The organism is Flavobacterium gilvum, from assembly GCF_001761465.1.
GTDB lineage: Bacteria > Bacteroidota > Bacteroidia > Flavobacteriales > Flavobacteriaceae > Flavobacterium > Flavobacterium gilvum.
In genome coordinates this window covers 3075868-3100889 of the sequence record NZ_CP017479.1, presented here as the reverse complement: position 1 = coordinate 3100889, position 25022 = coordinate 3075868, and the positions used below count along the sequence as shown (strand labels likewise).

At 36.4% G+C, this 25022-nt stretch carries 14 protein-coding genes; all 14 read right to left on the bottom strand.

Features of this window, described 5'->3' with window-relative positions; genetic code table 11:
• Nucleotides 1-26: 26 nt before the first annotated feature.
• The 14 genes from EM308_RS12805 to EM308_RS12740 all read right to left on the bottom strand — a co-directional run bounded on the left by EM308_RS12805 (nt 27) and on the right by EM308_RS12740 (nt 24367).
• Nucleotides 27-701 (bottom strand): copper homeostasis protein CutC, encoded by a 675-nt coding sequence (locus EM308_RS12805; protein ID WP_035636242.1) that lies wholly within the window; start codon nt 699-701, stop codon nt 27-29.
• Nucleotides 702-720: 19 nt separating this feature from the next.
• Entirely contained in the window at nt 721-1725 is a 1005-nt protein-coding gene (locus EM308_RS12800; RefSeq protein ID WP_035636245.1) for an isoaspartyl peptidase/L-asparaginase, read from the bottom strand.
• A 49-nt stretch (nt 1726-1774) separates the two neighbouring features.
• A complete protein-coding gene (locus EM308_RS12795; protein ID WP_035636248.1) occupies nt 1775-2671 on the bottom strand; it encodes an ROK family protein in 897 nt (298 codons plus the stop codon).
• Nucleotides 2672-2709: 38 nt separating this feature from the next.
• Nucleotides 2710-5019 carry a glycoside hydrolase family 20 protein gene (locus tag EM308_RS12790; protein ID WP_070261852.1) on the bottom strand — a complete coding sequence of 770 codons (2310 nt, stop codon included), beginning with the start codon at nt 5017-5019 and terminating at the stop codon, nt 2710-2712.
• Between the two features lie 257 nt (nt 5020-5276).
• Nucleotides 5277-7478 carry an alpha-galactosidase gene (locus EM308_RS12785; RefSeq protein WP_197056115.1) on the bottom strand — a complete coding sequence of 734 codons (2202 nt, stop codon included), beginning with the start codon at nt 7476-7478 and terminating at the stop codon, nt 5277-5279.
• A 65-nt stretch (nt 7479-7543) separates the two neighbouring features.
• The gene (locus tag EM308_RS12780; RefSeq protein WP_035635274.1) at nt 7544-9004 is read right to left on the bottom strand and encodes a glycoside hydrolase family 125 protein; all 1461 of its coding nucleotides are present in this window, start codon (nt 9002-9004) and stop codon (nt 7544-7546) included.
• Between the two features lie 77 nt (nt 9005-9081).
• Nucleotides 9082-11364 carry a GH92 family glycosyl hydrolase gene (locus EM308_RS12775; protein ID WP_035635289.1) on the bottom strand — a complete coding sequence of 761 codons (2283 nt, stop codon included), beginning with the start codon at nt 11362-11364 and terminating at the stop codon, nt 9082-9084.
• Between the two features lie 34 nt (nt 11365-11398).
• On the bottom strand, nt 11399-12256 hold the full coding sequence (locus EM308_RS12770) for an endonuclease/exonuclease/phosphatase family protein (protein ID WP_035635276.1): 858 nt from the start codon (nt 12254-12256) through the stop codon (nt 11399-11401).
• 125 nt (nt 12257-12381) lie between these two features.
• Nucleotides 12382-14649 carry a GH92 family glycosyl hydrolase gene (locus EM308_RS12765; RefSeq protein WP_035635279.1) on the bottom strand — a complete coding sequence of 756 codons (2268 nt, stop codon included), beginning with the start codon at nt 14647-14649 and terminating at the stop codon, nt 12382-12384.
• Between the two features lie 81 nt (nt 14650-14730).
• Nucleotides 14731-16743, bottom strand: coding sequence for a beta-mannosidase (locus tag EM308_RS12760; RefSeq protein WP_035635282.1), 2013 nt, complete (start codon nt 16741-16743; stop codon nt 14731-14733).
• A 220-nt stretch (nt 16744-16963) separates the two neighbouring features.
• Nucleotides 16964-19420, bottom strand: coding sequence for a carboxylesterase family protein (locus tag EM308_RS12755; protein ID WP_035635284.1), 2457 nt, complete (start codon nt 19418-19420; stop codon nt 16964-16966).
• 266 nt (nt 19421-19686) lie between these two features.
• Entirely contained in the window at nt 19687-21312 is a 1626-nt protein-coding gene (locus EM308_RS12750) for an alpha-L-fucosidase (RefSeq protein WP_070261851.1), read from the bottom strand.
• A 110-nt stretch (nt 21313-21422) separates the two neighbouring features.
• On the bottom strand, nt 21423-22631 hold the full coding sequence (locus tag EM308_RS12745) for a transglutaminase-like domain-containing protein (RefSeq protein WP_051877876.1): 1209 nt from the start codon (nt 22629-22631) through the stop codon (nt 21423-21425).
• Between the two features lie 80 nt (nt 22632-22711).
• Complete coding sequence (locus EM308_RS12740; protein ID WP_035639942.1) at nt 22712-24367, bottom strand: UxaA family hydrolase; 1656 nt, start codon at nt 24365-24367, stop codon at nt 22712-22714.
• Between the last annotated feature and the right edge of the window lie 655 nt (nt 24368-25022).

Here is a 25022-nt window from a genome sequence, read left to right as displayed (position 1 = left end):
CACACAAATAAAATGCTTGTTATTTTTTATTTTAAATTAGCCACTAAGTTTTCTACTTCTTTGCCATCAGCAGTTTCTGTTCCATCAGTAATGGCTGATGAATGATAGAAAGTCGTGTTCATTTTTTCTTTCAGCATGGCTACATTCGAAGAGCGAACACCTCCGCCAGGCATGATTACAATTCGGTCTCCAGCTTTTTTTGCCAATTGTTCTAAAACAGAAATTCCTTTGACCACATTGGGTTCTTGTCCCGAAGTCAAAATGGTTTTGAAGCCACATTCTATTACTGTTTCTAGGGAATTGTACACATCAGAAACAACATCAAAAGCACGGTGGAAAGTACAAGGCAAAGGCTTTGCGAGAGTAACTAACTCTTTATTTTGTCTTACGTTTATACTATTGTCTTTATTCAAAATTCCGAATACAAATCCGTCAACTTTCAACTCTTTGTATGCTTTTATTTCTTGCTTCATTTGTTCGAACTCGGCATCACTGTAAACGAAATTTCCGCCACGTGGACGAATCATCACATTCATGTCGATGGTCAATTTTTCTCGTGTAGCAATTACATCTTCATAAGATGGAGTTGTTCCTCCTTCGTTCATTTCAGCGCAAAGTTCTACTCGATTTGCACCGTTTTCTTGTGCTATAACTGCCGATTCCGGATTGAAACAGGCAATTTCAAGATTGTATTTTTTCATTGTTCTGAGTTAATGCTTTTTATGGTTTCAAATAAAAATCTGGGTCGATCAATCGGTTTCCGGTTTCGTCATAAACCGCATAATTGAAACCGCTTTGTACACAATAGGAACCATAATCACCTTTTTTGTTCAAGGCAATAAAACCAACCTGAATGTCTTTTAAATTCTTATTTCTTATTTTCATTAGTTTTACAACTCTCAAAACGGCTTCTTCACATGCTTTTTGAGGCGATTTTCCCTGACGCATCAATTCGACAACCAAGTGGCATCCAGAAATTCGGATTACTTCTTCACCGTGGCCAGTTGCAGTTGCAGCACCAATTTCGTTATCAACATATAATCCCGCACCAATAATTGGGGAGTCGCCCAAACGTCCATGCATTTTGAATGCCATTCCGCTGGTAGTACAAGCTCCCGAAAGATTACCAGCAGCATCAAGGGCAATCATCCCGATAGTATCATGATTTTCGATATTGGCAATGGGTTTGTATTCTGAGGTTTTCAGCCATTCTTTCCATTCTCTTTCAGAGTCGGGAACCAATAAATTTTCTTTTGGAAAACCTTGTGATAAAGCAAATTGAAGTGCTCCATCTCCAACCAACATAACGTGTGGTGTTTTTTCCATTACGGCACGAGCTACAGATATGGGGTGTTTGATGTATTCTAAGCAACCCACAGAACCGATATTGGACATTTCATCCATGATACAAGCATCCAACGTTACGCGTCCGTCTCTATCTGGACGCCCGCCATAACCCACACTTCTTTCTTTTGGGTCTGCTTCAGGTACTCTTACACCAGCTTCTACAGCGTCTAAGGCTCGTCCTCCTTTTTTCAAAACTTCCCAAGCGGCTTCATTGGCACCTAATCCAAATCGCCAAGTTGAAAGAACAATTGGTTTTCTTACTTTAGAAGAATCCAAAATGGTTTCTTCACTTTCTTCAACTGCACCTCTGAAGGAACTTAATGCAACGGCAGCCGATGCAATGGCTGTTGTTTTTAGAAAATTTCTACGATTAGTCATATCTTTTATTTTTAAATCCGATTGGCAACAATCAGCGTATTTTATTATATTAACTTAATAAAGTTGCTACTCCCAATAAAGCGGAAGTTTCATTGTCGGTAGAGATTGCTACTTCTATTTCAACACCAGCATTTTTGATTTTTTCCTTAAATGAATTTAAGAATAAATCCCCAGCATTGGCTAATTTCCCGCCAATAACAAACATATCGGCATTAAAATTTTTCAAACATGGAAGCACGACCTCGGCAAGATCTTCCCCAAATTTACTAAAAGCTTCGTTAGCTTTTTCATCTCCGCTATTGGCTAAATGATATAAATCTAAACCTTCATTAAGTTGTTTTCCAGTAAACTTTTTGTAATTGTCAAGTAATCCTCTCAATGACACAGCATCTTCGGCAATTCCGTTTTTGTATGGTAGATTCCATATTTCACCATTTTCAGGAACATCTTTTCTATTTTGGACTATTTTTCCGTTTTCGATAAAGCAACCGCCAAGTCCTGTGCCCAAAGTAACTGCCATCACTCTTTTGGTAAGGTTTTTTGTGTTTTTATATACTTCTCCTTTTCCAAAACTATTGGCATCATTATCAGAAACGATTGGGAAATTGTTATCAAAATTAAAACGTTCTCTTAATAGGTCTTTGATATTCAGGCCATAGAAATTTTCGTATTTGTTTTGATCTTTTATCCAAAAAGTTCCTTTTTCATAATCAAATGGCCCAGGAATAGCCATTGCAATTCCAGATAAATTTTCCAAATTTATCTTTTCACATAAAGAGCGAATCCCTTTTTCCCAATAATCCATTACTATTTGTACAGGTAAATTAGAATCGAAGGAAAGTTTCGAAACAGATCCTTCCACAATTTTCATCTCATTTACATCAATAATCGCGGCTGTAATATGCGAGCCGCCAACATCCATTCCTATTGCAAATCTTTTTTCCATTTTAAAGTAATTCTTCTTTATATGACTATGTTTTAAAATTATTCTACTATTATTTCATCGACGAAAAGCCAGGCCGGTTTTCCCGCACCAGGAGAACCTTCGGGACAAAGTCCAATATTTTTGGCTGTTACCCGGATTGATTTTGCTTTTTGCTTTGCAAAATTTGTTTTTAGATCATTCAGCATCACTTCAGTTACATTGGTTGGAACTGGATTTTGAACGGTTTCTATTTCTTTGAAATTTGTACCGTCAGCCGAAATTTCAAATTTGACCCATTTTGGCATGAACATCCAGTTATTAAAATACTGAATAGTTCCTATCGAAATGCTGCTGATTTCTGTTGGTGTTCCCAAATCGATGGTAGCGACAACATCATCTCCTTCAAAACCATGCCAATTTTGATAGTGATTTTTAGTGCCTTTGAATCCGTCGGTTAACGAGTTGTTGCCGTTTCCAGGATAATTCTTGCTGTATTGTTTTTCGTATTTTACTTCTTTTCCAGTAGCTTTATTGAAAGTGAAACGCTGTTCTGAAGGTCTTGAAACCATTGTTTTATTATCGATAACAAGAACAGCTCTTACGGTTGCTGTTGTAGTAATTTCAAATGGCCTCGTATATTTTTTAGAACCAACATTGGGCATACTTCCGTCAGTGCTGTAATAGATTGTCCCGTCCTCATTTTCGGATGAAAGGAATACGGTTATTACACCATTAATCCGTTCCGCTTTGATATCTACTTTAAAGTTTCCTTTGGAATATCGAAAACCTTTTTGATCAAAAGCCGTCAAATGTGGTTTTAATCTCAAGTTAAAACCATTCCAATCACGCTTTTCTTTAGGAGACCAAACCACTTCTGATAGCGCAAGCATGCGTGGTAAAATCATATATTCGACTTCTTCTCTTGATGTAATGTATTCCGTCCATAAGTTACCTTGTGAGCCTAAAATATGTTTTGCCTGTTCGGTAGTCAATTCTTTGGGAATTGGTTCGTAATTGTAAATACGTTTTAGCGTGTTAAATCCGCCGAAAGCCTGAGGTTCATTTTCGCTATCGCCTTGATAATAGTCTAAATAAAGAGGGGAGGCAGGACTCATGATTACATCGTGTCCCATTTTTGCGGCTTCGATTCCACCGGCTTCACTTCGCCAACTCATTACGGTAGCTTCGGGAGCCAATCCACCTTCCAGAATTTCGTCCCAACCAATCATTTTTCGGTTTTTAGAAACAACGATTTTTTCAATTCTTCTGATAAAATAGCTTTGCAATTCTTCTTCATTTTTCAAGCCTTCACTTTTCATTCTTGCCTGACATTTTGGACAAACTTTCCAGTTGTCTTTATTGACTTCATCACCACCAATGTGAATGTATTTTGAAGGGAATAGCGCCATTACTTCGCTCAATACGTCTTGCAAAAAATCAAAAGCTTTGTCATTTCCAGCGCAGAAACTGCCATCAACTTTACTCGCCAGAAAAACATCCTGATTCCCAAAATGTACTTTTCCGTTGCAAGAAAGTTCTGGATAAGCGGCCAATAAAGCTTCGGTATGTCCCGGCATTTCAATTTCGGGAACAACTGTAATATTTCGGGCTTTTGCGTAAGCCACAATATCTTTGACTTCTTCTTGGGTATAATAGCCTCCGTAAATCGATTTAGTATTGTCTGCAGAAAATTCTATACCTGACCAATTCCAAGGTTTGCCAGTATCGTCTATACGCCAAGCTGCCTGCTCAGTCAATTTAGGATATTTTTTGATTTCTAGACGCCAACCAGCTCCGTCAACCAAATGCCAATGAAAAACATTCATTTTGTACAATGAAAGTAAGTCGATAAATTCCTTGACCATATCAGCAGCGAAGAAATGACGACTTGTATCCAGCATCAATCCTCTCCATTGAAAACGAGGATAATCTTTAATTTGCATACAAGGAATTTCGGCCACGCTGTTGGTGCGGGATAGGGGAAGTGTCTGGATTAATGATTGTACACCATAGAAAAGCCCTTTTGGAGTATTCGCAGTTATAAGGATTTCGTTTGGATTGACATTCAGTAGATAACCTTCATCACCAATTTCGCTTAATTTTTTTATTTCAAAACGAATAATTTTATTTTTTTTAGTATTGATTTCCAATGTAGTTCCTGTAATTCTCTTAATATATTCCTTTAAGAAAAGAACTGTAGGCTCTACATCTTTGTTTTTGGTGTTGTAGGCGATGACAGTTGATGGATCAATGCGGAAACTTCCTTTTTGCAATTCGAGGCTCACTGGTTCTGGAATGATATGTAATGTCTGCTGAGCTTGCAAAGCAAAGGAGAGCAAGATTGACGCTAAAAAGACAAATTTTTTCATTTAAAAACCGGTGTTATTTATTTCTTAATTGTAATGATTTTTTGCTAAAGTAATTATTTTTTATTAAAATACTAAATCGTATTAGTAAATTGGTTTATTAGAATTAAATTTTAACATATTACTAAAAATTTTCTATTATTTAATTTTAATGATTTGGTTTGTTTAGTAAAAATAATCTTTCTTTTTTAAAAGTTAAAACGTTTCTAGTTAATAATTTGAAACTGGAGTGTTTTTTTAAAAATAAAAGTTTATTTTCATTATTCGACAACGTACCAAGTGTAACTTTCGGGTTCAATTGTGAATGTCAGATTGACTTCATAATTGCGGTTGATTTTGTAATTTTTGGCAACGGCTTCTTTCTCCCGAATTTTAGCATTTTCAGTCAAACCCGAATAGTATAACGGTACTTTGATGGTTTTAGTCATTTTTTCTTTGGTCGGATTGTACAACATAATAAATGCTTTTTGTTTTAAAGCGGGATTCACGTGTACAAAACCATCCCAGTCCCTTCCATCGGCACGACGTAATTGTATCATATCGGAATTTAGAATGTCACGGTATTTTTTGTACCAATTGATTGTTGTTTTGACTAATTCTTTTGTGACATCGGTGTCATACAAACGGGGGCCTCTATAGCAGGCTTGAACTCCCGCTCCATAATATTGTACCATTAATTGTTGGTAATCTTTTAAGTGTTCGCTCAAGGGTTCCAAAACCGCTGAAGCATCACCGCCTTGATATGCTGTCAAGGGAACAAAACCCCAGGACATTGAAGCTGTTTTTTCAATCGTGCCGTCATGAATATTCTGGCGATTCAAAATGCGTTGTTGTTCTCTTGATAGGGAAAAATTTCTTTCTCTATATCCCAAAGCGATTTTATGTGTTCCATCTAAAAAATACCAGTCTGGTGCATTGATATATACACCTTTTTCATTCAACCAGCGATACAATTCTTTCTGGATTTCCATTTGTTTCCATTGTGAGTCATCTAGGCCTTTGTGTCCTGGATGTGTTGTTGATGCACAAACATCACCAGGATATGGCCCGTCATTTTCCCAAATATCAAAACCAGTTTCTGTGTAAAATTTCTTGATTCGGTCTCTATATGACAATCCCCATTTGCTTCCAAAGCAAGGAGCGTGACCACCAAAAAAAGCACCGCCAGGTTTTCCTGTTTTGGGATCAACAACATCATCTTCGTCACTTATTCGTCGGCTGCTGAATAGCGAATAACCTCCAATTTTCACACCTTTGCTATGAGCGTAATCGGCTAATGCTTTCCATTTTTGATGATTTTCCGGCGTATCCAATTCCATATTTAAATGGCTTCCAAAACTTAATATCAATGCTTCGTAACCTGTAGCGGCACACTGGTCTATAGCTGTTCGAACCTGTTCGTCATTTTTGCTAACCAAGTGCATGAAAATTGGATTTTCGGTAATCCAAGGTGCTATTGTGCGGTACATTTTTTTGATCATCAATCCGCGACGTTGTCGATCATAAGTATCTATTAATAATTCATTGCTGCGAACAGAATTGTAAACATCATTTGGATTTAGGTCTATTCCCGGTGCTTTTTCGGGATAAACTTCAAGCAGGCAAGGCGTTTTGTAGTTATAATGCACCTGAGATGTATAAACGGAATCCATTTTCCAATGTGTCGTTTGATCGCTCAATTCATAACTCATTGAGTTATTGAAAGCATAATTGGTTTCGATATAAAAACCGTGTTGGCCTCTCATCTTTTCGGGATCGCCTTCTACAGCACTTTGTTCCTCAACCATGGCGATAGTTTCGCTTACGACTCTGTCTAGTTTGAATACTTTTTGGGTGGCATTTTCAATAGAAATCGACTTTGTAATCAAAGGTAATCCATCATACAATTCGTAATTAACCTTAACTTTCAACCCTTTCAATTCGGGTAGGGAAGAAGCATATTCAAAAGTCAATAATTTTCCGGTGGCTTGTTTTTTGTTCATTGCCCAATTGGTCGGTTTCCAATTGATGTATGGTTTAATATCTGAAATTGTATAATTCACAAAAGTAAAATCTTCTTTTCCAACTTCCATTTTATCCAACCATTCTGGCAACAAATAAGCATTCTCTTTTTGGCCTTTCAATCCGCCAATGGCGTATTCTTTTCCGTCAAGTGTAATTTTTGCTTCTGGTTTTACTGCTCTGATTAATTGCTGATTTGTAGTAAGATTGGTAAAATCGGTACAGGCGACATTGGGAGAAATTTGAAAAGTTCTCCTTACCAATCCGTTGTACAAAACAATCGATTTTTTGTCTTTACTCGCATACACATTTGCCTTGGCATCTATAGGAGTGACCAACCAATCTTTGGATACAGCAACTTCGTTTTTAATATCCAAAATAGGAAGTTTCGACAAGTCCTGAGCATTAATTGTAAAAGCAGGAACAGAAATAAGAAATGCCAGAATTATTTTTTTTACCATTTTTTTGAACTTTTTTTCGCCAAGGGTTAAAATTTTTAGTAAAAATTAGGATTAAAACAATGTTGTTAAATATTTTTATCGGCTAATATACTCGGATGATTTTTGCTGGTATTGACAATTAATTCGCCAAATAACGTATTAGCCCAAGCAAACCATTTTCGGGTGAATTTTTTTGCATCGTCTTTATGGAACGATTCGTGCATAAATCCAGTATCGGCGTGGGTTTTCTTTAGGATGCTGATGCAATATTTTATTTCGTTTTCATCAACACTTGTAATAGCTCTAAGGATGATACTCATAGGCCAAATCGTGTCGGCTCCTGTGTGTGGTCCGCCAATTCCTTCACCTGCTTTTCCTTTGTAAAAAAACGGATTATTATCTGAAAGAACCACTTTTCGGGTATTTAGATATAAAGGGCTGTCAGGTTTTACAGCACCCAAATAAGGCAATGATAATAGTGAAGGCACATTGGCATCATCCATAAAATGAAAACTGCCATAACCATTTACTTCAAAAGCAATAATTTCCCCGAATTTTGGGTGTGTTATGATTCCGTTTTCTTTTAGTCCTTGTTGTACTTGCGCTCTCAGTTCGCTTGCTTTTTTCACAATTTCATCATCTTTTAAAGCAGGAGTAGAACACATTTCGATCATGTATCCCAATATTTCGATGGCAAACATATTGCTCGGTATTAGATATCCAAACAAAGTACTGTCATCACTCGGACGGAAAGTAGAAACAATCAATCCGCAAGGTTTTACCGGATAACCGTAGCCAGATAAAGGAACACCGTCTGTTGCCCAAGCAGTTGTTCTTTGGAAAGTATAAGGACCTTTGCTTGTCCAACGTTGTTGCTCTTTGAAAGTTTGTAAAACCAAATGCATGGCTTTTTTCCAATTTTCGTCAAACATGGAAACATCTCCGGTTTCTTTCCAGTAACCATGTGCCAATCGAACGGGATAACAAAGGCTGTCTATTTCCCATTTGCGTTCGTGGATTCCGGGTTGCATTTTGGTGATATCACTTTTCCATTCACTCACCTGATTGAAATCTTTGTAAAAAGCATTGGCGTATGGATCGAGCAAAATACATTTTGTCTGGCGGTTGATAACCCCTTTTACCAATTCCTTCAATTTTTTGTCTTCTTTTACAAAAGGGATATAAGGCCAAATTTGTGCTGTAGAATCGCGAAGCCACATTGCATCGATATCGCCAGTAATGACATAAGTATCTGGTTTTCCGTCGATGATTTCAAAATCGACTGTGGTGTCCAAAGTGTTTGGGAAACAGTTCTCAAACAACCAAGCCAATTCTGGATTGGCAATTTGTTTTTTGATACGAACAATGGCATCTTCAACGGCTTTACTGGTGAATTTACGCTGTGCCAATGGCGGACGCTGGCTCACAAAATCGGGCGCAAAATTTAAAAATAAATTAGAGCTTGAAGCAAAAACTTCAGTGTTTAGGGCGAGCATTCCTGCAGATAAAATCCCTGTGTTTTTTATAAATTTTCTACGTGATTGCATATTTTTTTATTTTTTGACTCGAATTATGCCAATCTTCAGATATTTTATTGGTGAAAATTGGAGAAATTTGAGTGAGTTTATTTTTTCTGTGTTGAATACGAATATGGATAACTTGTTTTTGAAGTCCCACGTTTTTCGTTTGGAATGTTAACCATATTAAAGTCAAGTTCGGCTCCTTTTTGTAATTCGAAATGATTGATATAGTTTTTGTCATAGACTTTTTGATTCCATTTCAATTCCTGAACGTATTTGTTTTCGGCAGAATTTTTATCTGCATTAATGACTATTTGTTTACCGTTCTCTAAAGTAACGGTTATTTTTTTGAATAAAGGTGCACCCAAAACATATTCATCCGAAGCCGGGCAAACAGGGTAGAAGCCCATGGAAGAGAAAATATACCAAGCCGATGTTTGTCCGTTATCTTCGTCTCCGCAATAACCGTCTGGGGTTGGTTTGTACAAACGGTTCATGACTTCTCTTGACCAATATTGCGTTTTCCAAGGTTGTCCTGCATAATTGTACAGATAAATCATGTGTTGTATTGGTTGGTTTCCGTGTGCATATTGTCCCATATTCATAATCTGCATTTCGCGGATTTCATGAATCACGCCACCATAATAAGAGTCGTCAAATGTTGGTGGTAGCGAAAATACCTCGTCTAATTTTGCGGTAAAGGCTTTTTCGCCTCCCATCAGATTAATTAATCCCTGAATGTCGTGGAAAACACTCCAACTGTAATGCCAGCTGTTGCCTTCTGTAAAAGCATCGCCCCATTTAAACGGATTGAAATTTTTAGTAAAACTGCCGTCTTTGTCTCTTCCGCTCATTAAATTGAATTCCGGATTGAACAGGTTTTTATAATTCATCATTCGTTTTTCGTACTGCGCAATTTCAGATGCCGGACGGTTTAAGGCTTTCGCCAATTTCCAAATAGCAAAATCATCATAAGCATATTCCAACGTTCTGGCTGCATTCTCGTTGATTTTTACATCATAAGGAACATAACCCAAGGTGTTGTAATATTCAACTCCTTTACGTCCCGTTGCGTTTGGTCCTTCGTTGTTTGCACCATGCTGCAAAGCTTCGTACAAAGTGTTGATGTCATAACCTCTCAAACCTTTTAAATAAGCCTCTGCAACTACCGAAGCCGAGTTGTTGCCCACCATGCAATCCCTTAGACCGGGACTTGACCACTCTGGCAAAAAGCCGCCTTCTTTGTAATCATTAATCAAGGCTTCCTGCATTTCCTTGTTGATGGATGGATAAACTAAGTTCAACAAAGGGTACAATGCCCGAAAAGTGTCCCAAAATCCAGTTCCACCATACATATAACCGTCTTGAATTTTTCCGTTGTACGGACTGTAGTGCACAATTTTTCCGTTGGAATCGACTTCATATAATTTTTGCGGAAAACAAACCGTGCGATATAAACAAGAGTAAAAAGTGTTAATCTGTTCTTCGGTTCCGCCTTCAGCTTTTACTTTTCCAAGTGTTTTGTTCCAAACCGTTTTTGATTCGGCTAGTACATTTTCGAAAGGCCTATTTTTCAATTCGGCATTTAAGTTTTGTTCTGCTTGTTCAAAACTAATAAATGACGAAGCAACGCGAACGTTTATTTTCTCTCCCTTATTGGTTTTAAAGCCTACAACTGCACCGGAATGATTGGCTTTCATTTCGAGTTGGTCTTTTGCTAATCCATTCTCGTTCCATGTGTATTTGGTTTCAAAAGCTTTGTCGAAAACCAAAACAAAATAATTTTTGAAATTATCAGGAACACCACCACTGTTTCTTGTGGTGTAACCAATGATTTTATTTTCGGAAGGAATGATTTTGATGTACGAACCTTTGTCAAATGCATCAACCACGATTGAAGATTGATCGTTTTTTGGAAAAGTAATTTGAAAATGAGCCGCTCTTTCAGTCGCAGTCATTTCGGTAGTAATGTCAAAATCGGCAAGATATACACTGTAATAATGTGGTTTTGTAATTTCCGATTTATGACTGAACCAGCTTGCTCTATCGTCTTCTTTATAAACTAATTTTCCTGTAACGGGCATAATCGAAAATTGTCCGTAATCATTGATCCAAGGTGAAGGCTGATGCGTTTGTTTGAATCCACGTATTTTTTCGGCGGTGTAAGTGTACATCCATCCGTCACCCATTTTGCCTGTTTGTGGTGACCAAAAATTCATTCCCCAAGGACGCGCAATAGCTGGATACGTATTTCCGTTTGACAAGCTGTGAACTGATTGGGTTCCCATTAGAGTATTGACATAATCTACAGGATTATCGGTTTTGTTTTGAGCATTTGTAATGAATCCCCAAAAAAGAAGTGCCAAAAAGAAGTTACAGTTTTTCATTATAGAATTTTTTTGTTTGATAGGAGGGGAGATTTTAAAATGAAATATTGATGAAGACAGGAGCATGATCAGAAAGACAAAGTTCATTTAATGTTTCGGCAAAAACAGCATATTTTTTGATTGAAATTCCTTTGGTTACCAAAATATAATCGATAAGAGGGCGGTCATTGAAAGGTATTTTTCCAAAATCATAAAAAGACCAATTTGGACCGTAAACAATTGGTGCCAGTTTTTTGGAATCCAAAAGACTTAACGATTTATCCGGTGTCAATAATGCAGTCATCACCGATGAGTCTGGAGTAGCATTCAAATCTCCCATCATTATTTGAGGCATTCCTTCGCTGAGTTGAGCGATTTTTAATTTTATCAAAGTCACACTTTCACGTCTGGCAATTTCGCCGATGTGATCAAAATGAGTATTTATTACAAAAAGTTTTTTCCCGTTGGCTTTGTCTTTCAGTTGCACCCAAGTTGCAATGCGTTCGCAAGCGGCATCCCAACCTTTGGATGGTTTTTCCGGAGTTTGGCTCAGCCAGAAATAACCTGATTTTATTAGTGTAAATTTATTTTTATTGTAAAGAATTGGGCTGTATTCTCCTTTTGTTTTTCCATCTTCACGACCAACTCCAATAGCTTCGTATCCAGAAAGACCTGTAGTGAAATCTTTCAGTTGGTGCTCAAGAACTTCCTGCATTCCTAGAATATCCACTTCGTTGAAACGAATCATTTTCAAGACATTTTCTTTGCGATGCTGCCAACTGTTTAAGCCGTCTCCCGGATTGTCATAACGAATATTAAACGTCATTATATTCAGACTTGATAATGCTTTGGTTTGTGCATTTGTATTTGCGAAAGCAAAAAATATTTCTAAAACCAATATGAATTTTCTCATAATATTAGTTGTTATTCGGTGATTTTATTTTTTATAAAACTTTAAGGCATTAATATAATTTTAGTCATGCCAAATCTGAAATCGACAATCGTTAATCAAAAATCTCTTAACCTAACAGTATTAGGCTACAAAGGTCTGTCAGCTTTTGCAACACCAAAAGTCATAGAAGGCTGACTGCCCATATATAATTTAAGTTCACCACCTTTTACAATCATGTCATGGGTAATGTATGATTTTGTATAGGGTTTTCCGTTGTATTCCACTTTTTGAATATAAATATTTGTTTTACTGTTGTTTACAGCAGTTATTTTGAATGAAATATTTTCTTTGTAATGAATAACAGCTTCGTCAACAGCTGGGCTTCCAAAAACATAGATCCCTTTTGCAGGATTTACGGCATAAAAACCCATAGATGATAACACGTACCAAGCCGACATTTGACCAACATCCTCGTTTCCACAAATTCCGTCAATTTTGGTGGTATAAAATTGGTCAAAAACCTGACGAACTATTTTGGCTGTTTTCCAAGGTTGTCCCACATAAGCATACAAATACGGAATGTGGTGACTCGGTTCATTTCCTTGCGCATATTGGCCAATCAACCCACTGATATCTGGTGAAGCTTCTTCGCCGGCTACTTTTTCTGTCAGTGTAAACAGTTGATCAAATTTCTCGATAAATTTTTGGTCTCCGCCAAATAAATCAATCAAACCATAAGGATCTTGAGGTACCAACCAAGTGTATTGCCAAGCATTTCCTTCTACATAATCGTCTTTTCGGTGGGATGAAGCCAACGGATTGAAAGGTTCTCTCCATTGTCCATTTGCTAATTTTCCGCGCATGAAACCGGTATTTTTATCAAAATATTGTTTGTATAATTCGGCTCTTTTGGTGAAATAAGCATAATCGTCCATTTTGTTTAAATCCTTTGCCATTCGGGCAATACACCAATCATCGATGGCGTATTCCAAAGCATTGGCAACGGTTTCCAACTGACTGTCTGCCGGGATGTATTGTATTTTTTGTACATAATCCATACCCGCACGGTTTTGCATCGCTGTCTTTTTGATGGCTTCGTAAGCCAAATTCACATCGTAATTGCGATATCCTTTAAAATAAGCATCGACAATTACGGCAATGGAGTGGTTTCCGTTCATACAATCAGTTTCATTTCCCATCAAATGCCAAACGGGTAATCTCCCTTGTTGTTGGTAAATCGCCAAAAATGTTTTTACAATATCATTGATTTTATCCTCTTGGATAATTGTGTAAAGCGGGTGTAATGCACGATAGGTGTCCCATAAAGAGAAGGTGGTGTAGTTGGTAAAACCACTGTTTTTATAAACTTTTTTATCCGTTCCTCTATAATCTCCATTTGCATCATTAAAAATTGATGGGGCAAACATCGTATGATATAAGGAAGTGTAGAAAATTGTTTTAGTATCAGGATTGGCTTTAATGTCAATTTTGGCCAAAGCTTTGTTCCATTTTGCATCTGCGTTTTGAACAGCTTTTGAGAAATCCCAATTCGGAATTTCGACTTTGATATTGGCTAAAGCGTTTTCGGTACTTACTGGCGAAATTCCCACTTTAACCATGATGACATTTCCTTTTTTGTTTTTAAAATCCAAAATAGCTTTCATTTTTTTGCCCTCGCCTTGAAGTCCGCTTTTTATAGCGATACTGTCATACAAAGCAATATTTGAAATATCTTCCGAAAATTCCATTGCAAAAAACAAACGTTGGTCATCAGCCCAGCCTTTGGAGTGTCGATAACCAATAATGGTTTTGCTCCCTGTTTTTTGAATCATTGTTTGTTTTGGACTGTCCCAACCCAAACCATCAGTGAGGTCAAGTAAGACGTGCGCTTCTTCTTTTGAATTGAAAGTGTATTTATGAAAACCAACTCTTTCTGATGTAGTCAATTCTGCTTTTACGTTGTATTTGTCCAAAAGAACGCTGTAATAACCAGGTTTTACGACTTCATTTTGATGGGAGAAAGTAGAACCGTAACCATTCGGATCTTTTTTATCTGCTTTGTTTAGAGCTACTTTTCCAGTTGCCGGCAACAGAAGAATATCGTTCAAATCGCCAATTCCAGTTCCGCTCAAATGGGTGTGCGTGAACCCGAGAATAGTATTACTCGAATAATTATAACCACTGCACCAATCCCAACCTTCAAAAATAGTCGACGGCCCCAATTGAACAGCCCCAAAAGGAACATTGGCACCCAAAAAAACGTGTCCGTGACCACCAGAACCAATGTACGGATTTACATATTGGGTGTAATTGCTTTTCGATTCGTTTTTTGTTTTTTCCTGTGCAATAACGGGATTCGTCAAAAAGAAACTTGCCATTGCAAGGATGGTAATTTTAAATTTGTAAGATTGCATTATTCTTATTTTATTTATTTAAATATCTTCTGTTTCAATTGATTAAAACCTGTTAGGCCTTTGTTGAAAAGATTAATTTTTTTATTTATTTCTACTCAAAACATCAAATAACGAAGTAATTGTGATTTGTGGTTTTGATATTGGTGATTGAATGGCAATAGTTTTTTCTTCACCCGCTTTCAAATCAAAATAATTATCACTCAATCTTCCAGTGTAACCTTTGATGTCAATCCAAACAAATTTTGCTGCTTTTGTTGCTTTTAAAATAATATTGTTGCCATCCACTTTGAAAGTAACTTGTGGATTTTCCAATTTCATGTTTATTGGTCTCATCAAGTCTACTACTGGTTTTACATCATCTCTGTAGGCTTCTTTTACTGCATACCAAGCGGCTTTTGGCTGACGGTTGTAGTAATCGGTGATACTCCAGCTCGCTACTGGCCAACAATCGTTCAACTGCCACAACAATGTTCCCATATTGTATGGCTCTTTTGATCGGTGAATTCCGATGATGTTTTTAAAAGAATAATACTGTAAACACTGCGTTATATAGGTGTAATCTTTCACCGACCAGGTTTTTACATTCGTAGTGTCTTTGAAATATCGATGAATGTATGAATTCAGTTTATTAAATCCTTTGCCTGCTTTTTGGTGCGCTTTCAATACATCAGAGTACAAATGTCTGTCCTCTTCAGTAGTTATTCTTTCGGTGGTGGAATAATTTGGCATTGCTTGCATACCGTATTCACTAACAAAACGCCCCGTTTTTTTCAAAGTAACTTCAACATCCTCAAGTCCCCACCAAGTTCCCCAATAGTGACTGTCGCCTTGCTTGATGCTTTCTTTTTTGCCCCAGCCAAAAAGAGGTGAACTGCTTACATAAGGGCGACTTGGGTCAACTTCTTTTACCCATTTTGGGATACTGTCCTGAAAGAGCCTTTTGTAATCACTCCAAAGTCTGATAGAATCTTTCTTATTCATTTTGAATTGTTTTTGCCAACCCCAATTTTTGAAAGCTTCGTCTATTTCGTTATTTCCACACCAAACCACAATCGACGGATGATGGCGTAAACGTTTTACTTGGTATTTTACTTCTTCTTTCACATTGTCGAAAAAGTCTTTGTCACCAGGAACCATCGTTCCGGCAAACATGAAATCTTGCCAAACATAAATTCCATTTTTGTCGCATAAATCATAGAAATAATCACTTTCATAGATACCGCCACCCCAAATTCGGAGCATATTCATGTTTGCATCTTTGGCTGTGGCAATCACTTTGTCATATTCGGCATTTGTCATTCTGGATAAAAAAGCATCTGAGGGAATGTAATTTGCACCCTTCATGTACACGGCTTTGTCATCTATTTTGAAATAAAAAGAAGCTCCGGCAGTATCTTTTTCCTGAACCAATTCGTATTTATGAGGCGCTACATATTCTTTTTCTTCTTCTTTTTCGTCAAAAGCTTCCAAACGTACCGCTTTCCAAATTCCACAAGTGGTGAATTTTGGTCCCCAATCCCAACCAAAATGATATTGTGCTTTACGTACATAACATCTTGGATTATCTGGAATCACGTAAGGCAAATCTTTTTTGGCGAGTGAGTCCACTACATTTTGAGCCGACTGAAAAACAATTCTCAATTCGTTATTATCTGGTTTCAGATTTTGTTTTACATCGGCAGTCCATTGACGGAACATATTGTTGGTTTTCAATACTTCAATTCCGTTGATATATACTGTGGCGTAAGTGTCTAATCCGTCAAAAACCAACAGATTATTTTTCTTTTTGAAAAATTCGGGAGCGACATTAAAAGTAGTTTTGTATTCCCAGTCTTTTTTTTCAATCCAAACTAATTTTTTTTCGTTATCGCGGTAGAATGGATCCGGAATCATTTTGTTTTTCAACAAATCAGTATGTACTTCACCGGGTATGGTTGCCGGATGCCAATCATTTTTGGTCACTTCGCTGAATTGCCATCCTTTGTTGATTTCCATCGAAATTTTTTCTGTATTGCTAGAACAACTTGTACTTAAAAAAGTTATTCCTGCTAAGAGCAGTAATGCATACCAATTGTTTTTTCTGATTCTATTCATCTTTTTTGTTTTTTATTTAAACAAGATTTTCTCTTTATTTTTTTTTCCCTTTTTCAGGTTATAAACTTTCTAAAATAGTTGTTTCAATGGATTTTACGCTTGTTTGAAACATGTCGTTTTATAATGGTTATCAGCAAAAAATGTTCTTATGCCCACCGTAATCCGCTAATATCTTTCTTGCAGCATCAATTAGCGAATTAGTGGTGTAACATAATTTTATTTAATTAAAAAAATCCAAGATTTTAGTTGACCAGTTATTATCAAAGAAACCGCTTACTTTCATATCTGGCAAACCGTTCAAGAGCAAATCAGCCTTGAAAATCATCACATCAGGAAAACCTGTAATTCCAGAAATATAGTTGTTTGCCCATGTTGCTTTCATTCCCGCTTCCGAAGTTCCTGCCACAACGCCCACCAAGGCTGTTTTACTGTCTTTTCTTGGATACACGAAATAACTGGCTAAATCATCTCCTTTTAAGATTTTGTCACCCACTTTTATTTGATGATTATCAATTTGAATCGGTGCGTTTTTCAGTAACAAATACCATGCCTTGTTGTTTGATGCATTTCCGTAGATTACGACATTTCGGTCTTTGTATTTTTCCAATGAAAATTCGTTGTCCGGAATCACGTCGATACTTCCGTTTCCTCTGTAATAGAATGTTTCAGCATCAAAGCGGGCTCTGTTTTGATACCATTCTTTTTCGGAGTTTGAACCTCCTGTTGCATAAACAAAAACAACATTATTATTGAAGGCAAATTTGAATCCGCCTTGTCGATCGGCATATTTATCAGCAGTATTGATTTCGTTTATGAAAGTCCATTTACCATCTTTTAAAGCCAAAATAGCCTTTTTATCCGGTGTAGTTTTCAGAGATTGTTCGTTGATGTTTATTGTGATTTCTCCTTTTAATTCCAACGAAGCCAAGTCCAGTTCAAATATGGAAACATTTTCTGTTTTGATGTTAATTTCCTGTTTTACAATTTTGGCATTAATATTTGAAAAATCAAATGGACGAATTTGTTGTTGCAGTTTTATCCAGTAATCGGTTGATGAAACAGCAGGAGTAGCGGTGTGAAAATCAATTTCTTTGACATCCTTATTATTTGGAATCGATTGGCGTTTGAAAAATTCAAAAATAGGGAACCAATCCACAGAATGGTCTCCGTACCAATGTTCACCGCCTGGATATTCGTAATAACAAAAATTTGGGTGGAAAGTACTCAAAATCTGGCGCATTTCCCTAACTTGAGAAATAGGCACAGTAGAATCTGCATCGCCATGAAGAATATAAACACCCGTTTGTTTCAGGTTTTTTACAATGCTTTTCACACGACCAGAATTGGCTGAACGTTTAATGGGTTCAAATGCCTTAAATTGATCGTTCATTTCATCGCCTTTGTCAAATCCATAGGTTGCAATGTCAGGGTAGGAGGCACAAGGGGCAATAGCAGCAAATTTATCGGGATAGGTTGTTCCTAGAAACCAGGTTCCGTGACCGCCCATAGAATGTCCTGTCAAATAAGTTTGAGAAGGTATGGTGTTAAATACTTTTTTGGCTTCCGCCAAGACTTCCAAAGCATCGATTCGCCCCCAATCTTCCCAGTTGAAACCAAAAGGGCGGCGGTTCGTGGCCGCTACGATTTGTGCCCAATCTTTTTGTTTGTATGCACGTGCCTGATTGCGAGCTTCAACTGATGCCCCGTGAACAGAAAGCACCAAAGCTTTTGGTCCGCTTCCAAGTGCTGGTGCTACACTGTAATATTGCACGCTATTATCTACTTTGCTTACAAAAGTTCGTTCGTGGTGAATGGTTGCAGGACGTTGCTGAATTGGGATTTCGGTTTCGTCTATCACTTTTCCGCTTTTGTCAGAAAGGATAAGTTTCATTTTTAATTCACCCGTAAAATCAGCTTTGGCGGCAGGAACTTTGAATTTTACTTTTCTGACAAACAAAGGCATAATCGCATCGGTTGCATAAGTTGCAGTTTCTCCACTGGATAGTTTTGCAGTAATAACAAGGTTTTTAAGGTCTTTTTCGGTAGCATTGATTACACGTATGGCAGCCCACTTTTCGTCTTTTTCACCATTAATTACATCTGGAAGTGTCAAATCTCGTTTGGTAAATAGTATACTTTTTGAAGGAATAACAACATTTGATTTCACACGTCCGAAACGGCCTTTGGTGTACACAAATTCATTTACTCCTTTGCGTAATTTAAAAGGAATCAGCGTGTATCCAAAATCATAATGATCGCCTTCGTGTGGCATACCATTTATATAAGTTCGAGTTCCGCCTGTAGTTTCCAAAATGGCAATTTGCTCTTTTGGTGAATTATATTCGGTAAAAAGAAAAGCCGATTTCATATCTTTTTGACTGAAAACCCCAACAGAATCTTGTTTTATAGCCTGCCAATCTCCTTTTTGTTTATTAGGATTCGTGAACTTTCCCACAGCATATTGCCAAGCAACTGGGTCTTGTCCGTTAAAAAGGGTTCCGTTTTTTTTATCTGTTGGAAGAAAAAAACCTTCACCAAAATGATACAAGACATTTCCTTCGGCTGTTGTCACAATTTTTTCCTTGCCGAAATATTCGACCACATTTCCGGTAACTTTTGTTTGTGAAAACAAATTTGATCCCAAAAAGCATAAAGAGAGTAAAAGTCCTGTCTTCATTTTGTATCAGCTTTAGTTATTTTTTATTTGATAAAAATCTATTTTTTTTAAATAAGATTAAGTTCTAAATCGGTTTAGTAATAAGGGTGAAAAAAAAGGAAAGTATTTCATTTCCATTTTTTTTTAAACATCTGACAAAAAAAGCGATGCTATTATGACAAATATAATAATAAAAGGGTTATAAACTTATTTTATTTTTTAAAAAAAATAAGGATTAATTAAATTCAAAATCCTTGCAATAACTTTTTGTTTTCGAATAATTTATTTTACAAAGCACCTTTAATTTCAAAAACGGCAGCGTATTTTGAAGGACGATTTACAGGAACTTTTAAAGTCAGTTTTTCGTCTGTTTGTTCGAAAGTAACTTTTTTACCATTCAACATTTTTATCGATTTAATTTTCTTTGGTGCTTGTTTTGATTTCAATCCCAATGTTGGAAGTGCAATTTCGCCTTCGGTTGGATTCAGAACGAAAACATATAAAATATCGCCTTTGGTAGTAAATCGCACTTCGTCATTACCATAAGGTAAACTTTTGATGGTTCTTTGATTAAACTGCTCAGATTCGGCTTGTTTTTTTAGAGCATCCAAGTCGGCATTGGCGATATTACTGGCACGTTTTAAGGACGAATTTAGGTTGTCTCCATAGACTTTCCAGGGTTTACTAGCGTAAATGGCCGCACTATTTTGATTGACCCAAGCACCCACTTCGTCAAAAATCGCTTTTTCATCGGGAGAAATACTTCCATCCGGCAAAAGCTCCATATTGAGTAACAAATTCCCATTTTTGCTATTTATATCGGCAAGCATTTCTATAATAGTTCGAGCGTTGTGAACCATTTCTCTGTCTTTTTTGTAAAACCATCCACTGCTGGTTGTTATGATTCCCTGCCATGGTTTTAGGTTGATTCCGTTTGAAGTTCCACATTCAATATCTTTCACGATTGCATCATCTTCCGAAATTTTTCCGGCAGCAACAGCCATTATTTTTCCGTTTTTCTTTAAACTATTTTCAAACAATGTGCGACAAACTTCTTTACCTGGTTCTCCATACGGGAAACCGTAACCGTCAAACCAAATCATATCTACATCGTATTTGGTTACCAATTCTTTGTGACGCAACACCCATGTTTTTTTCATGTCGGCAATCCATTCTGGAGTTCTTTTGGCTGGAGGGAGTCCGTATAAATCGGCTGGATCCAGACCATCCCACCATAAACCTTTCCCATCTTCTTTGGTAAGATTTCCATCATAAGGAACGCCTTTTAATGGACCAGAACTATCCGAACCAAAAGCGGGAAGCCACCAATTCAAGTATCGATCATCGTGTGAACTCACCGCAAAAGGCATTTTGTATTTTCGTGCCGATTCTCTAAAATCGCCCACAATATCTCTTTTTGGACCTATATTTACCGAATTCCATTTTTGATAAGTCGAATTGAAATCATCAAAATGATCGTGATGAACAGCTAAAATCATAAAATATTTAGCTCCAATTTCTTTGAAATATTTCATCAAAGCATCTGTATTCAATTTTTCGGCTTTCCAAGATTGAAGAACTTCTTTGTAGCCCACTTTTGAAGGATGTCCGTATTGTTTAAGGTGGTTGGGATAAGCATTTTTCCCAAATGTTTGCGAACCTACATCCTGCATATACATATGACGGGCATACCAGCCACCACCCTCATCAGGCTGAGATTGTGCTCCCCAGTGCAGCCAGATTCCAAAACGGGCTTCGGTGTACCATGCGGGAAATTCATAGTTTTGTTTTAATTCTGCCCATGTTTTTTCCTTTTCCTGAGAATAAGAATGGCGAGGAAATAGAATGATAGAAATCAAAAGAAAAATAAATTTGATTTTGAGACTAACAATTGAGGAATTTCTTTTTTTCATATTATTAAGTATTTAAAAGATACGAAATCGATTTTTTTTGGTATTTAAAATAAAGGGTCAACTAAGAAAGTCAACCCTTTTGATATTTTTATTTTAATATTTTTTTTGAATTATTCCTTATAAAGTTTAAATAACTCCTCTTTGTCATTTACAGCAATTTCGGTTTGTTTTGCAATTCCTTTAGTGTCGGTAAAAATAACTTGGTATTTATTGTTTTTCTTTAACCTAAATTTTAAAAATTTATTTAAATCATCTGTGGGAGAGGGTGAAAAACCAAAATTAATTTCCTTGTCTTGTTGCTTGATAGTTATTCTCTCTGCAACACGCTGTGCGTTATTTCCGGAGTTTTTAGAATACAAAGTAAAATTTATATAAACTTCATCTGGTTGTAATGCTTCTGCGGCTTGTTGTTTTTCGTAAAGAGTTATATATCTTTTGGTGACATTTTCGGCATGAACATCTTTTGAAACTTTATCCCAAACCAATGGGAAATTAGTATTGGTTGGTTTATAGGAAGAAGCATAAATCCAAAACTTAGGGTTATTCACATCTGCCTTGCCAGCATCTGCCAAAAACCAGCTTTTGTTTAAAGCATCGGGATAATATTCTGTAAAAAACCATTCTCCGTCTATCCAAACTTCAACCCAATTGTGATTTCCCCTTAAATTTGTCCACATTGGTGTACCAGCTGCTCTCGCCGGAATTCCAACAGATCTAAAAGCATCAACCAACAATATGGAAAGTCCTGTACAGGTAGCCATTTTTTCTTTTATTGCCTGTAAAGGACTGATATTCGTTTTACTGCGCTTAACATTGTAATCAACCAATAAAATGTCTCTTATGTTCTTGTTTACGATATCAATAGCTTGACGAATGTCTTTACAATCTTTTACCAATGGCGAAAATTTGATGTAAAAATCATTTCTCCAATTGTCGCGGTTTTCGTCAAATGAATAATAGGGTAGGACTTCATTAAAAAATATGGAATCAGGTAATTTGGCACACCATGAATATTGATCTCTAACTTTGTACGCTCCGTCAATTTGATGCTTGATGAATTTTACCGAAAGGGATTTTAAATCCCGTTCCGGCATATAGGCTATAAGAAAAGAAGCTCCTTCCAATTGGTTTTTTGGTACAGAATTCAAAACATATCGAATAGAATCTTTTCTGTCTCCTGATTTTTCAAGAGCTTTTGTTAGCAAAGTTTCATATTTTGGTAAAAAAGGCCTGTTCTTCTTTTGGGAAATAACATTATGGCAACCTGCCACAAACATAAAAAAAGCAATAATAGCTATTCTGTTTGCAAAAAATTTCATAATTCTAGTGTTTGTTTTGGGTTAATATGTTTAATGCTAATGACAAAGGAAAAACATTCGTTTTCAAATTGTTTTATAATTTATAACGAAACTCCTCTTTTCCAAGGAATAAAGTCATCTTGGTTCAGTTGTACCGATTTAGGAAGTATTTCACCACTTGCCACTTTGATACAAAATTCCAAAATATCTTCACCCATTTCAGGAATTGTTTTTTCACCTCTAATTACTGAACCGCAATCAATATCGATAATATCTTTCATTTTGGTTGCCAAAACCGTGTTGGTAGCCACTTTAATAACTGGACAGATAGGGTTTCCGGTAGGAGTTCCCAAACCTGTGGTGAATAAAATTAAATTGGCTCCAGATGATGCCTGGCCCGTTGTAGCTTCTACGTCATTTCCAGGAGTACAAACCAAATTCAATCCCGGTTTTGTTGCCAATTCGGTGTAGTCCAAAACATCAACGACTGGTGATGTTCCACCTTTTTTTGCAGCACCAGCGCTTTTTATCGCATCGGTAATTAATCCGTCCTTGATATTTCCCGGAGAAGGATTCATGAAGAAACCAGAACCCACTCGGTGCGCCTGTTCATCGTATTCCTCCATCAAGCGGATGAATTTGTTCGCGGATTCCTCAGATTGGCAACGGTCGATCATATTTTGCTCGACTCCACACAGTTCTGGGAATTCAGCCAATAATACTTTTCCACCCAATGCCACCACTAAATCAGCGGTGTAGCCTACAGCAGGATTGGCAGATACACCGCTAAATCCGTCACTGCCGCCACATTTTACACCAACATTTAGGTAATGTAAAGGCTGTGGTGTTCTTTCTATATTATTCGCTTCAGATAAACCGATAAAAGTAGATTTGATTGCTTGAGCAATTAATTCTTCCTCGCTTACCATTTGCTGTTGCTCAAAAACATAAAGAGGTTTATCAAAATTCGGATTTTGAACCTTTAAATCGGCAACAAAATTCTTAATCTGTAAATGTTGACATCCTAAACTCAACAAGGTCACACCCACAACATTTGGGTGATTGGCGTATGAGGCCAATAATTTGCTCAACGTCTCAGAATCCTGACGATTTCCGCCACAGCCACCTTGATGGTTTAAGAATTTGATTCCGTCAATATTTTTGAAAACACGATTGCTTTTCGGATTTGGGTTCAAATGAATATTTGCAGAAGCTAAATCTTCTCCGTTTTTAAAAGCAGTCAACAAATCATGTGCAAATTGATTGTATTTACCCGAAACTGCATATCCCAGTTGGTTGTGTAAGGCTTCTTTTATTACATCTAGATTTCTGTTTTCACAAAAAACAGTTGGAATAAAAATCCAATAATTGGCAGTTCCAACACTTCCATCCTTACGTTTATACCCCATGAAAGTTCGATTTTCAAATTTTGAAACATCAGGTGATTTCCATTGATAATCTACTTTTCGATAGGCGTATGGATCGGCAGCATGTTTCAGATTGTCGGTCGTCATTAGGCTCCCTTGTGGAATATCATATTGAGCTTTTCCAACCAAGACTCCGTACATCATCACTTCATCACCTGTTTTTAGGTCGGTGGTGTAAAATTTATGCTTTGCTTTTACATTATCTTTAAGGATATAGTTTTGTCCTTCAAAAGTTACCTCTTTTCCTTTCTCCAAATCTACCAATGCCACAAGAGCATTGTCACTTGGATGCATTTTTACTACTAAACTTTTTGTTTCGTTTATTGACATCGTATCTATATTATACTTTTATAAATTTTAATTTGATTGATTTCGAAAATTTTAATTATTAAAAAACAACAATCCTTAGTTGATTTTGTTTGTTCAGAAATGTTTTGATTTTAATAATGTATTCACCTGACTTTCTTTCGAGTATCAAAAATACATCTAAATCAATTTAGCAATTGACTCAATTTTATCAATAATTAAGTGTTATTTATCTTTATTATTTTGGTCTGAATAGCTTTTAAAAAATAAAGAAAAATAGCTCAATATCATAGGTGTGCGATTTTATGGTTTTGCATTTTTTTTGGATTAATTTTTTTTTAACAATAAAAAAGAAGGTAAATGGCAAGGAATTTGCTATTTTTTTGGTCAAAAAATGTTAAGATAATAATTATCTATTTATTGATAATTTTGAGTTAGTTTATATCTTTTTATTACAATAATTTTATTTTTTGGAGATTTTTTGAAATCTTATCTTAGAGAATATAAAACGTTTTAGTTATTATTGTTGATTTCTCTAAAAAATATAACGTTTTCATGAATTACAAATAGGGAAATTTTAAAAAAAATCAAAAATAAAGCTAAGAGTACCTTCAAAACGAGTTTGTTTCGTCACTAAAAAAAAAAGAGGTTACCTAGTATATAGGTCTATTTATAAATA